This window comes from Bradyrhizobium diversitatis (genome assembly GCF_016031635.1).
In the GTDB taxonomy this organism is placed as follows: domain Bacteria; phylum Pseudomonadota; class Alphaproteobacteria; order Rhizobiales; family Xanthobacteraceae; genus Bradyrhizobium; species Bradyrhizobium diversitatis.
On record NZ_JACEGD010000015.1, the window covers coordinates 142,143 to 154,212 of the forward strand.

Annotated in this window: 9 protein-coding genes; 3 read left to right on the forward strand and 6 right to left on the reverse strand. The window is 63.9% G+C overall.

Annotation, left to right across the window (positions count from 1 at the left end; translation table 11 throughout):
• Positions 1-134 precede the first annotated feature (134 nt).
• The gene (locus H1B27_RS17905) at positions 135-1,097 is read left to right on the forward strand and encodes a UDP-glucuronic acid decarboxylase family protein (protein ID WP_197966946.1); all 963 of its coding nucleotides are present in this window, start codon (positions 135-137) and stop codon (positions 1,095-1,097) included.
• Between the two features lie 39 nt (positions 1,098-1,136).
• Here the strand turns inward: H1B27_RS17905 and H1B27_RS17910 are convergent, their stop codons facing one another.
• On the reverse strand, positions 1,137-4,454 hold the full coding sequence (locus H1B27_RS17910; RefSeq protein ID WP_197966947.1) for a M10 family metallopeptidase C-terminal domain-containing protein: 3,318 nt from the start codon (positions 4,452-4,454) through the stop codon (positions 1,137-1,139).
• A gap of 287 nt (positions 4,455-4,741) precedes the next feature.
• Here H1B27_RS17910 and H1B27_RS17915 point away from each other — a divergent pair, with 287 nt between their 5' ends.
• Positions 4,742-4,966, forward strand: coding sequence for a hypothetical protein (locus H1B27_RS17915; protein ID WP_311976957.1), 225 nt, complete (start codon positions 4,742-4,744; stop codon positions 4,964-4,966).
• A 152-nt stretch (positions 4,967-5,118) separates the two neighbouring features.
• A complete protein-coding gene (locus H1B27_RS17920) occupies positions 5,119-6,312 on the forward strand; it encodes a CaiB/BaiF CoA transferase family protein (RefSeq protein WP_197966948.1) in 1,194 nt (397 codons plus the stop codon).
• 292 nt (positions 6,313-6,604) lie between these two features.
• Here H1B27_RS17920 and H1B27_RS17925 read toward each other — a convergent pair whose 3' ends face one another.
• From H1B27_RS17925 to H1B27_RS17945, 5 genes are all read right to left on the reverse strand, one after another.
• The gene (locus H1B27_RS17925; RefSeq protein ID WP_197966949.1) at positions 6,605-8,122 is read right to left on the reverse strand and encodes a tripartite tricarboxylate transporter permease; all 1,518 of its coding nucleotides are present in this window, start codon (positions 8,120-8,122) and stop codon (positions 6,605-6,607) included.
• A 13-nt stretch (positions 8,123-8,135) separates the two neighbouring features.
• Positions 8,136-8,678, reverse strand: a complete 543-nt coding sequence (locus tag H1B27_RS17930) for a tripartite tricarboxylate transporter TctB family protein (protein WP_197966950.1) — start codon at positions 8,676-8,678, stop codon at positions 8,136-8,138.
• A 172-nt stretch (positions 8,679-8,850) separates the two neighbouring features.
• Entirely contained in the window at positions 8,851-9,837 is a 987-nt protein-coding gene (locus tag H1B27_RS17935; protein ID WP_197966951.1) for a Bug family tripartite tricarboxylate transporter substrate binding protein, read from the reverse strand.
• Positions 9,838-9,973: 136 nt separating this feature from the next.
• The gene (locus H1B27_RS17940) at positions 9,974-10,771 is read right to left on the reverse strand and encodes an enoyl-CoA hydratase/isomerase family protein (RefSeq protein WP_197966952.1); all 798 of its coding nucleotides are present in this window, start codon (positions 10,769-10,771) and stop codon (positions 9,974-9,976) included.
• A 30-nt stretch (positions 10,772-10,801) separates the two neighbouring features.
• On the reverse strand, positions 10,802-12,001 hold the full coding sequence (locus H1B27_RS17945; protein ID WP_197966953.1) for a pyridoxal-phosphate-dependent aminotransferase family protein: 1,200 nt from the start codon (positions 11,999-12,001) through the stop codon (positions 10,802-10,804).
• Between the last annotated feature and the right edge of the window lie 69 nt (positions 12,002-12,070).

Sequence of the window (12,070 nt, forward strand, 5' to 3'; positions counted from 1 at the left end):
CTAAAAAGTGCGAGAACAACCCATGCACAGTAGAGGTGTTTAGATACCTCGATCCAAGGCATTTGGCTATTGGCGAGTCCGGCCGTTGCCGATACCACTCAGCCGCTCCCTTTGCGAACAATCTGGAACCGATCATGCCGTTTGAAAACTACAAGAACAGCCGCATCCTCGTGACCGGGGGAGCCGGGTTCATCGGATCGCACCTCTGCGAACGACTGCTCGAGACCGGGGCCGAGGTGGTGTCCGCGGACAACTATTTCACCGGCAGCCGGCGCAACATTGCCCATCTGATCGCAAATCCGCTGTTCGAGGCGGTCAGGCACGACGTCACCTTCCCGCTCTACATCGAGGTCGACGCGATCTTCAACCTGGCCTGCCCGGCCTCGCCGATCCACTACCAGCGCGATCCGGTACAGACCACCAAGACCTCGGTGCACGGCGCCATCAATATGCTTGGGCTCGCCAAGCGGCTCAAGGCGCGCATCTTCCAGGCCTCCACCAGCGAGGTCTATGGCGATCCGCTGATCCATCCGCAGACCGAGGATTACTGGGGCAACGTCAACCCGATCGGCATCCGCTCCTGCTACGACGAGGGCAAACGCTGCGCCGAGACGCTGTTCTTCGACTATTGGCGCCAGCACGGCCTGCCGATCAAGGTCGCGCGCATCTTCAACACATACGGCCCGCGCATGCAGCCAAATGACGGTCGCGTGGTGTCGTCCTTCATCGTCCAGGCGCTCAAGGGCGAGCCGATCACCGTGTTCGGCGACGGTGGCCAGACCCGCTCGTTCTGCTATGTCGACGACCTCGTCGAGGCCATCACGCGGTTGATGGTAAGTGCGGAAGACGTCACCGGCCCGATCAACCTCGGCAACAATTCCGAGTTCACCATCCGCGAGCTCGCCGAGAAGGTCATCAAGCTCACCGGCTCGCGCTCCAAGCTGGAGTTCAAGCCGCTGCCGCAGGACGATCCGCGCCAGCGCCAGCCCGACCTCACCAAGGCGAAGGCTGTCCTGAACTGGGAGCCGAAGGTCGCGCTCGAGGACGGACTGAAGGAGACCATCGCCTATTTCAAGCACTCGCTTGAGCTCGCCTGATCCGGCTCGCAACGTCCCTCGTCGGCCAGCCCCATGGCGTCAGTTCAGCAGGAAACTGGAGCCGTGCAGATCGTGAGGCAGATCCATCACCATGCCGGTCACAGCCATGTCGTCACTCCCTGCCGGCTGGGTCCACTGCTCCGACGCGGTCTGCGTATCCGCCGGCGCGGGCATTGGGTCGGGGACCTCGAACGGGGTGGTCGATGAGGTCCCGCCCTGGGTGAGGTTGAACGCGAAGTTATCACCGAGCGGCGCTGCGCCGACGGCGCCGTCGCCATTGAGATCCTGCTGCAACGTCGGCTCGAGCGCTTTCAGGGATGGATCGGTCCCCAGCACTTGGGGAGCCGCGGCGAGCGTCGTGATGAAATTGCCGGTGCTGTCCGTGCTCCAGACGGAGTAGTGCCCGTTCGACGAATCCTTCCAGACCACGTCGTAGCCACCACCGGACACCTGCTCGGCGGCAATGACGGACCACGTGGTGTAGTTGGCCGTGTTCACAACATTGCCTTGGTATTTCAGTGTAGGCCCGGTGCCGGTCGAGATGTTGTCCAGATAGTAGTTGCCGCCGGACACCACCACGCTGGTTGATCCGAACGCCTCGATCGTGACGGGGCTGGCGGCCGGCACCCCGGTCGTACCGTCGCCATTGATATCCTGCTGAAGCGTCGGCTCCAGCGCTTGCAGGGACGGATCGGTCCCCAGCATTTCGGGAGCCGCGGCGAGCGTCGTGACGAAATTGCCGGTGCCGTCGGTGCTCCAGACGGAGTAATGTCCGTTCGACGAATCCTTCCAGACCACGTCATAGCCACCACCGGACACCTGCTCGGCGGCAATGACGGACCACGTGGTGTAATTCGCCGTGTTGACCACATTGCCTTGGTATTTCAGCGTCGGCCCGGTGCCGGTCGAGATGTTGTCCAGATAGTAGTTGCCGCCAGACAGCACCACACTGGTTGATCCGAACGCCTCAATCGTGACGGGGCTGGCAACCGGCACCCCGATCGTGCCGTCGCCGTTGAGATCCTGCTGAAGTGTCGGCTCCAGCGCCTGCAGGGATGGATCGGTCCCCAGCACTTCGGGAGCCGCGGCAAGCGTCTTTACGAAATTGCCGGTGCTGTCGGTGCTCCAGACGGAGTAATGCCCGTTCGACGAATCCTTCCAGACCACGTCATAGCCACCACCGGACACCTGCTCAGCGGCAATGACGGACCACGTGGTGTAATTCGCCGTGTTGACTGCAGAGCCTGCGTGTTTGAGCGTGGGTCCGGTGCCGGTCGAGATGTTGGTCAGATAGTAGTTGCCGCCGGACACCACCACGCTGGTCGATCCCAACGCCTCGATCGTGACGGGGCTGGCTACCGGCACCCCGATCGTGCCGTCGCCATTGAGATCCTGCTGCAGCGTCGGCTCCAGTGCCTTCAGGGTCGGATCGCTCCCCAGCACTTCCGGAGCCGCGGCGAGTGTCGTCACGAAATTGCCGCTGCTGTCGGTGCTCCAGACCGAGTAGTGCTCGTTTGCCGAGTTCTTCCAGACCACGTCGTAGCCGCCACCCGACACCTGCTCGGCGGCGATGACGGACCACGTCGTGTAATTGGCCGTGTTCACCACATTGCCCGTATATTTCAGCGTTGGGCCGGTGCCGGTCGAGATGTTGGTCAGATAGTAGTTGCCGCCGGACACCACCACACTGGCCGACCCGAACGCCTCGATCGTGACAAGGCTGCCCGCGGGTATACCAATCGCGCCATCGCCATTGAGATCCTGCTGGAGGGTCGGCTCCAATGCTTTCAGGGTCGGATCGCTCCCCAGGACTTCGGGAGCGGCGGCCAGCGTCATCACGAAATTGCCGCTGCTGTCGGTGCTCCAGACCGAGTAATGTCCGTTCGACGAATCCTTCCAGACCACGTCGTACCCGCCACCGGACACCTGCTCGGCCGCAATGACGGACCACGTCGTGTAGTTCGCCGTGTTCACCACATTGCCCGTATATTTCAGCGTTGGGCCGGCGCCGGTCGAGATGCTGTTCAGAAAATAGTTGCCGCCGGACCGGACCACGCTGGTCGATCCGAACGCCTCGATCACCGTCGGCACGAGGCTGGAGGCAGCGATGGTGACGCCGCCAAACCGGAAATACTCGACCGTCGTGACGGTATCGGTGCCGTCAGGTGAGCCACTGCGCAGGTCGGTCAGGTTGAAGGTCTGTGCCGCCTCATTGTAGGAGATCGTGTAGCTTGCCTGGCTGCCCGAATACACTGCCGTGTCGGTGCCCGAACCGCCATTGATGGTATCGTTGCCCGCGCCGCCGGTGATCGTGTCGTCGCCGCCGGCGCCGTTCAGCGCGTTGGAGATGGCGTTGCCAAGGATCGCGTCGTTGCCGGACCCGCCGATGGCGTTGTCGATGTAGGAGCGCGCATCGCCGTTGTAGAGATAGGCGTTGTAGACGTTGCCCGATGCATAATGGCCGTTGCCGAGATAGGCCAACTGCACGGAGGAGAACACCGACGAAGCGCCGGGATTGAGGTTGATGCTCAGGTTGGTCGTGTAGTTCGACAGGTCGTAGGTATCGACGCCGCCGCCGTCCCAGACGGTCTCGTAGATGCGGTTGGCCGAGCCGCCGACGCCGCCGCCCGGCGCGAGCTGACCGACGCCGTTGATGAACTGCTGCCCGGTGGTCGAATTCCAGGTGTAGACGGTGTTGCTGCTCTGCGTCGTGTAGTCCGCGCCGTACATCGTCTGGAGCGCGAGGATATCGTTGGCCATGTAGGTCTGCGAATATCCGTAGGCTTCGTTGGTGTAGCCGCCCGTGGTCGAAGCGCCGACATAGCTGCGATAGCTCATGACGGTGTATTCGCTACTGTCATGCGCGCTCGGCACCGCGACGTGGGCGGGCCCGCCGGCCTCCTGGCTGTGCTTGAGGCCGAGGGCATGGCCGAGTTCGTGCAGCGCGGTGGTGAAGTAGTAATTGCCGAGCTTGGCCAGCGAGAAATTGTATTGGGTGCCGAACCAGATGTCGCCGCCGGGCGCATAATTGCCGGGATAGTAGGCGTAAGCGGTCGGATTGGCCGCCGGCGACTGCGCGACCATGATGTCGGCGCCGTTCGTGCCTGCGTACTGGATGTCGGCGTTGGTGTAGCTGAGAATCAGCCCGATCGCGTAGTTGATCGCCGCCTGTATCTGCGTGGGCGCCGAAACAAAGCCCGAGGTGGTCGGCTCGCTGTAGCCGCCGCTATAGGGATTGGCGTAGTCGCTCGGCGCGTCGGCAAAACTGTAGGTAATGGTGCCTGACCATTTGGCGCCCGACAGCAGGCCGTCGATCTCGGCGTTGTTGGTGGCACTGACATTCACAGCGGTAGCCAATTGACTCTCCAGAGCAATGCCTCGCCAGATTCGCGGCGGAGGCGCATGATTCTAGCCTGAGAGTTGAACGTTTGGTTTAACTTGGGCTGCGGCGTCCGCTCCCTTCCGTAAGACCTTGTTAGGCGTCAAATCCCGTAGTCATACGGACACCGATGGGATACGGCTTCCGGCCCCTGTCATGTCCCAGAGACGATATGATGAAACGAGGCGCATTGTCAGCCGGTCTGATCGGTGTCCTCGCGACGTTCGCGGGATCGGATCATCTGTCCAACGGAGAACAACCTGCCATGGTCGGGAAAGCCAAGGCGGATGACGGCAGGAAGGAGAGCGGCGAGGCAGGGCGCGCGCCCTCCATGCCAATCGCCCGCGATCCTGCCGTCGCGGTGGCAGAGGAATACGAAGCCGCCCGCCGGAAGGGAACGCGGGAAGCGTTCGAGCTCTTCATTGCGCGCCACGGCGATGATCCCTTGGCCGAGCAGGCGCGCGCGGAATTGAAGCACCTGTCGCGCTGAGCTTTTGCGCACCGCAGCAAAGCCGCCACGCATCGCAGCAAAGCCATGTCAGGCATGGCATTTCGGCAGGCGGCATGCGCATCGCACGAGGGTTGCCGCAAGGTCTTTCGGCACTATGGTAGGCTCCGCAATCCGTCCCGGAGCCTCTCAAGATGTCTTTTCCGCATGCCTCGGAAGCCCTGTCGCGCTTCACCGTGCTCGATCTGACCCGCGTGCGCTCCGGGCCGACCTGCGTGCGGCAGCTCGCGGACTGGGGCGCCAACGTCGTCAAGATCGACGCGCTGACCGAGGACGCCGGCGGCGAGCAGCCGGGCGGCCCCCGGCGGGGTTCCGACTTCCAGAATTTGCACCGCAACAAGCGGGCGATGACGCTGAACCTGAAGGATGAGCGCGGGCTCGCCGTCTTCAAGCGCCTGGCCACCAAAGCCGACGTCGTGGTCGAGAATTTCCGGCCCGACGTGAAGAAGAAGCTCGGCATCGACTATGACAGCCTCGCCGCAATCAACCCGCGCATCGTCTATGGCAGCATCTCCGGCTTCGGTCAGGACGGCCCCTACCATAAGCGCCCCGGTTTCGATCAAATCGCGCAAGGCATGGGCGGGCTGATGTCGATCACCGGCGCGCCGGGCGGAGGTCCGATGCGGGTCGGCATTCCCGTCGCCGATCTCACCGCTGGCCTGTTCTGCGCCATGGGCATCCTCACCGCACTGCTCGAACGCGAGGTCTCCGGCAAGGGCCAGTGGGTGCAGACCTCGCTGCTCCAGGCCCAGATCTTCATGCTCGACTTCCAGGCCGCGCGCTGGCTGATGGAGAAGGAGGTCGCCAGGCAGGCCGGCAACAACCACCCGACCAGCATTCCGACTGGCGTGTTCAAGACTTCCGACGGCTACATCAATATCGCTACCACCGGCGGCCGGATCTGGGAGCGCTGTGCGCAGGCGATCGGCGCGCCGGAGCTCTTTGGCCATCCCGACTATGCGACGGCGCCTGCCCGCTCCAAGAACCGTGATGCGCTCAACGCCGAGATCGAGAAGCGCACCGTGACGAAGTCGACCGAGACCTGGGTCCGCGAGCTCAACGAGGCCGGCGTGCCCTGCGGTCCCATCTATGCCATCGACCAGATGTTCGAGGACGCGCAGGTGAAGCATCTCGGCATTGCGCAGGACGTGCCGAACGACGATGGCCGCCATATCCGCCTGGTCGGCCAGCCCGTGACGCTGTCGCGCACGCCGAGCAGGATGGTGGCGCGGCCGCCGGAATTCGGCGAGCAGACCGACGAGCTACTGAAGGAGTTCGGTTTCGGCGCCGACGAGATTGCGAGGCTGCGGGACGCCAAGGTGGTGTGAGTATCGCTGACCTTGGCACTATCAGCCCTTCGGCCGTTGAAGCACGAAGCCTCGCTGAAAGGCGGAACGAAACGAGGCTTGATGGCTGCAACGACGACGGTGCGCTCCCTCTCCCGCTTGCGGGAGAGGGCTGGGGAGAGGGTGCTTCCGCAATGGGACGATCCCCAAGAGGAGAAAGCCCTCACCCGGCGCGCGGGATGATGCTTCGCATCGCCCGGAACGCGCCGACCTCTCCCGCGAGCGGGAGAAGTGAACGACCCGCCGCAATCGATTCAACCTAAGGCAGTCCGGCTTATTGCGATGTCGCTCTCGCCCCCTGTGTCCATCCGACGCGACCAAGCAGGCCGTCGATGACCGGCCAGAACAGCAGCACAATCGCCAGGGTCGTGATCGAGCCAACCAGACCGTTCGACCAGAACACCTTCAAGGTCCCGCCGGAGCCGATCATCGACAGGCGGAAGGCATCCTCGGCGCGGTTGCCGAGCACGAGCGCGAGGGTGAACGGCGCCAAGGGAATGCCGATCTTCTTGAAGACGTAGCCGACTACGCCGAAGCCGAGCATCAGCCAGATGTCGAACATCGCGTTCTGGATCGCATAGGCGCCGATCGCGCAGGACACCACGATCATCGGCGCCACCGCCGCGAACGGCACGCGCAGGATCGAGGCGAAGATCGGCACCGTCGTCAGCACCAGCACGAGGCCGACGACGTTGCCGAGATACATCGAGGCGATCAGGCCCCAAACGAAGTCCTTGTGCTCGACGAACAGCAGCGGCCCCGGATTGAGCCCCCACACCATCAGGCCGCCGAGCAGGATCGCCGCAGTGCCCGAGCCGGGAATGCCGAGCGCCAGCATCGGCAGCAGCGCCGAGGTGCCGGAGGCATGCGCCGCCGTCTCCGGCGCGAACACGCCCTCGATGCGGCCCTTGCCAAAACTCTCGGGCTCTTTGGCGAAGCGCTTGGCGAGATTGTAGCCCATGAAGGAGGCAGCGATCGCACCGCCGGGGGTGATGCCGAGCCAGCAACCGATGAAGGACGAGCGCAGCAGCGTCACCCAGTATTTCGGCAGATCCTTCCAGACGCCGAGCACGACGCGCAGCGAGATGCCGGCCGCATGTCCGCGCAGCGCAAGGCGCTCCTCCATCGTCAGCAGGATCTCGCTGATGCCGAACAGGCCGATGACGGCGACCAGGAAGTTGATGCCGCGGAGCAATTCCGGCGAGCCGAAGGTCATGCGGAGATTGCCGGACACGGTATCCATGCCGATGCCGGCGAGCAGCAGCCCCAGGGACATCGAGATGACCGTCTTGTGCTTGGCCTCGCGGCCGAGACCGACGAAGGAGCAGAAGGTCAGGAGATAGACCGCGAAGAACTCGGGCGGGCCGAACTTCAGCGCGAAGGACGAGATCATCGGCGCGAGGAACGTGATCAGCAGCACGGCGACCAGCGAGCCGATGAACGAGGAGGTGAATGCCGCGGTCAGCGCCTCCGCCGCCCGACCCTGCTGCGCCATCGGATAGCCGTCGAAGGTGGTCGCGACCGACCAGGCTTCGCCCGGGATGTTGAACAGGATCGAGGTGATGGCACCACCGAACAGCGCGCCCCAATAGATGCAGGACAGCATCACGATCGCCGAGGTCGGGTCCATCGTGAAGGTGAGCGGCAACAGGATCGCGACGCCATTGGGGCCGCCGAGCCCCGGCAGCACGCCGACGAAGATGCCGAGCACCAGCCCGACCATCATCAGCACGAGCGTCTTCCACGTCAGCAGGACGGCAAAACCGTGGAGCAGGAGCCCGAAAGCTTCCATCGCGCGTGCCCGCCTAGCGGCCGAGGGCCGCTTCGAGCGGCCCTTTCGGCATGATGACGTCGAAGGCGACGTCGAAGGTGACGAACATGATCGCCGTGAACACGAAGGCGGTGAGCAGCGACTTCCACAGCGTGATCTTGCCGACGAGGCGCATGAAGCCCGCGATCAGGAAGAAGCTCGCGACATAAAGGCCGAGGAACTGTGTCGCCGCGCAGAACAGCAGTGTCGGCACGAACACTGCCATCACGCGGCGGGCCTGCGCCCGTGTGACGAAGGTCTCACGCGCCGCGCGCCGCGCGAGGAGCGCCGCGATCAGGCCGTAGAGGCTGCCGCCGCCGAGGATAATGGCGAGGTAGAACGGGAAATAGCCCGGCTCCGGCCCGGTCGCATCCCATGACGCGCCGGTACGCCAATTGTCGTAGCCGAGCGTGGCGGCGAGCGCGAGCAGCAGGAGACAGACGACGATCTCGATCGTCGCGGAAGAGACGACGGAGGGGGAGTCGTCTTCGGGCGCGGTCGGATCATCGACAACGATTTCAAGTTCGGTTTGGGACATGGTGACCAAATGCTGTGGCCAATCCCCTTTCCCCGCTTGCGGGGAGAGGGTCTGGGTAACGGGGAGTCTCCGCGGAAACGGCGAGAGTTGGACTCGCGGAGAGTCCCCCTCACCCGGATTGCATCTTCGATGCAATCCGACCTCTCCCCGCAGGCGGGGCGAGGTGAAACAGCTACTTCGCGACGAAACCGGCTTCCGTCATCAGCGACTTGTTCAGCGCATCGTCCTCCTCGAGGAACTGCACCATGTCCTTGCCGGTGAGGAAGATCGGCTTCAGCGCCTGCTTCTCCATGTACTCCTTGTATTCCGTGGTCTGCGTCACCTTGTGGAACAAATCGACATAGAACGCCTGCTGTTCCGGCGTCACCTTGCCGGGCAGGAACATCGCGCGCAGCATCAGATACTGCACGTCGACGCCCTCCTCCTTGCAGGTCGGGATGTCGGCCCAGGACTGCGTCTCCGTCACTTTCGTCGTGTAGGAGATGCGTTCCTTGTCGAACACGCAGAGCGGACGCACCTGGCCCGCGCGCCAGACTTCCAGATTTTCCGAGGGGTTGTTGACGTTGGCCTCGGTGTGGTTGCCGACCAGCTGGGTCGCGGCCTCGCCGCCGGACTTGTAGGGCAGATATGAGAATTTCGCGCCGGTCTTCTGCTCGAGGAACACGGTCAGCACGTGATCCTCACGCTTGGAGCCTGTGCCGCCCATCTTGAACGGCGAGCTTGCTGCCTTCGCCGCGGCGACGAACTCCTTCAACGTCTTGGGACCCGCGCTGTTGTCCCAGAGAACGAACTGATCGAGTGCGACCACGGAGACCGGGGTCAGCTCACGCCAGTTGAACGGGATCTTGGCCGACAGCGGCAGCATGTAGATCAGCGAATAGGCGATCAGCACCTTGTTCGGGTCGCCCTCGCTGGATTTCATGTACATCAGCGCTTCCGCGCCCGAGGCGCCGCCCTTGAGCGAGACGACCATCGGCTGCTTCATCAGATTGTTCTTCTGGATCGCGGCCTGCATCATCCGCGCCATCTGATCGGAGGCGCCGCCCGCGCCCGCGGCCACCACGATCTCGACCGGCTTCGCCGGTTCCCAGCCGGCGAAGGCCGGCGTGGTCAACAACAGCGCCGCCGCAGCGCCGACGGCTTTGACTGTAATTCGCACGAGTTTCGCCCCCTGATGTTTTTTTGAGTTGTAGTGCGGAAGAATTCTATCCCTGCATAGTGCGGACTAAAGCTGACGAGTGCAAGCAGCCCGGCAATTCGGCGCCTATGACTTTCGACTGACGACGCGCATGAGTTTACTTGCCCTTCCAGACGGGCGCCCGCTTGTTGAGGAAGGCATCCATGCCCTCGCGGAAATCTTCGCTCATATAGGCCTTCAGGATCAGGTCCTCGCCCTCCTCGCGCGACAGCGTGCGGCGGATGCGGCGCACCGCCTCCTTGGTCGCCTCCAGCGTGAGCGGCGCGTGGCTGGCAACGAGCTTTGCGGTCTCGTCGGCGCGGCGTTGCAGCGTCTCGACGTCGGGCACGACCTCGTTGAGCAGGCCGAGCGCCAGCGCTTCCTGTGCCTCGACGAGGCGCGCCTTGAAGATCATGTCCTTGGTGCGGGCGGGGCCGACCAGCGCGACGATGCGGCTGATGTTCGACATCGACAGGCAGTTGCCGAGCGTGCGCGCGATCGGAAAGCCCATCCGCGTCGTCTCGGTGCCGATGCGCAGATCGCAGCAGGCCGCGATGCCGGCGCCGCCGCCGGTGCAGGCGCCGGCAATGGCCGCGATCACGGGCACACGGCACTGCTCGAGCGTGCCGAGCACGCGGTCGATCCGCGCCTCGTAGTCGAGCGCATCCTGCGCGGACTTGAAGGCACGGAATTGCGAGATGTCGGTGCCGGAGGCGAACGCCTTGTCGCCGGCGCCGGTCAGGATCAGCGCCTTGATCGAACGATCGGCGTTGATCTCCTGGCAGATCTCGGCCATGCGGTCATACATGGCGAAGGTCATCGCGTTGCGCGCCTGCGGGCGGTTGAAGGTGATCCGCGCGATGCCGTCCTCGACGGAGTAGAGCAGGTCTTCGTTGGCAGTCGTCGGTGCGTTCATCGCGCAATCTCTTTCTTCAAGTTGGATGGATCAAGCCACCTGGGCCTTGGCCATCGGCACCACGTCACGTCCCTTCAGGACGTCCATGGCCGCGAGCACGCCGCCGCTCCGGTGCGGGATCTTTGCAAGATCCAGGCCCATCTCGACGCCGGCAAGCGTCCCCATCAGCATCAGGTCGTTGAAATGGCCGATATGGCCGATGCGGAACACCTTGCCCTTGACCTTGTTCAGGCCGGTGCCGAGCGACATGTCGAAATTTTCCAGCACGACCTTGCGGAAGGCGTCGGCGTCGTGTCCTTCCGGCACGCGCACACCGGTCAGCGCGGGCGAATGCGCGGCGGGATCGGCACATTGCGTTTCGAGGCCCCAGACCTTGACCGCGGCGCGCGTCGCAGCGCTGTGGCACTTGTGGCGGGTCCAGACGGTCTCCAGCCCCTCCTCTTCCAGCATCTTGACCGCTTCACGCAGGCCGTAGAGCAGATTGGTGGCGGGTGTGTAGGGGAAGGTGCCGAGCTTGTTGAAGTTGATCACCTCCTGCCAGTCCCAATAGGAACGCATGCCCGGGTTGGCCTTGGCCGCGGCAAGCGCCTTCTCCGAGACGGCGTTGAAGCCGAGGCCGGGCGGCAGCATCAGGCCCTTCTGCGAGCCCGCGACCGAGACGTCGATGCCCCAGGCGTCGTGCTCATATTCCATCGAGCCGAGGCCGGAGATGGTGTCGACCATCAGCAGCGCCGGATGCTTGGTGCGGTCGAGGATCTTGCGCACCTCCAGCGGCGGCGTCACGCAGCCGGTCGAGGTCTCGTTGTGGACGACGCAGACCGCCTTGATCGCGTGCTGCTTGTCGGCGGCGAGGCGCTGCTCGATCTCGGCGAGATCGGCGCCGTGGCGCCAGTCGCCCGGGATGAAGTCGACGTCGAGCTTGAACTTGTCGGCGATGCCGCGCCAGAGCACGGCGAACTGGCCGGTCTCGCACATCAGGACCTTGTCGCCGGGCGCGAACACATTGACCATCGCCGCTTCCCAGGCGCCGGTGCCGGACGAGGGAAAGATGATCACGGGCTGCTTGGTGCGGAACACGCGCTGCATTGCGGCAAGCACGGCAAAACCGAGCTCAGCGAACTCCGGGCCACGATGGTCCAGCGTCGGCATGTCCATCGCCCGCAGCACCCGGTCGGGCACGTTGGTCGGTCCTGGAATCTGTAAGAAATGCCTTCCAGTATGCACGGTCATCGGCGTCCTTCCCGGTCTCGTCTTGGTTTGGTGGCCGCCGAATAGCACCATTTGACCGGCTTGTCCTCT

Excerpts from the sequence above, each read along its gene's own strand:
- H1B27_RS17940 (WP_197966952.1), bottom strand. The coding sequence starts at position 10,771 with ATGAACGCACCGACGACTGCCAACGAAGACCTGCTCTACTCCGTCGAG.
- H1B27_RS17945 (WP_197966953.1), bottom strand. The coding sequence starts at position 12,001 with ATGACCGTGCATACTGGAAGGCATTTCTTACAGATTCCAGGACCGACC.
- H1B27_RS17930 (WP_197966950.1), bottom strand. The coding sequence starts at position 8,678 with ATGTCCCAAACCGAACTTGAAATCGTTGTCGATGATCCGACCGCGCCC.
- H1B27_RS17920 (WP_197966948.1), top strand. The coding sequence starts at position 5,119 with ATGTCTTTTCCGCATGCCTCGGAAGCCCTGTCGCGCTTCACCGTGCTC.
- H1B27_RS17925 (WP_197966949.1), bottom strand. The coding sequence starts at position 8,122 with ATGGAAGCTTTCGGGCTCCTGCTCCACGGTTTTGCCGTCCTGCTGACG.
- H1B27_RS17905 (WP_197966946.1), top strand. The coding sequence starts at position 135 with ATGCCGTTTGAAAACTACAAGAACAGCCGCATCCTCGTGACCGGGGGA.
- H1B27_RS17915 (WP_311976957.1), top strand. The coding sequence starts at position 4,742 with ATGGTCGGGAAAGCCAAGGCGGATGACGGCAGGAAGGAGAGCGGCGAG.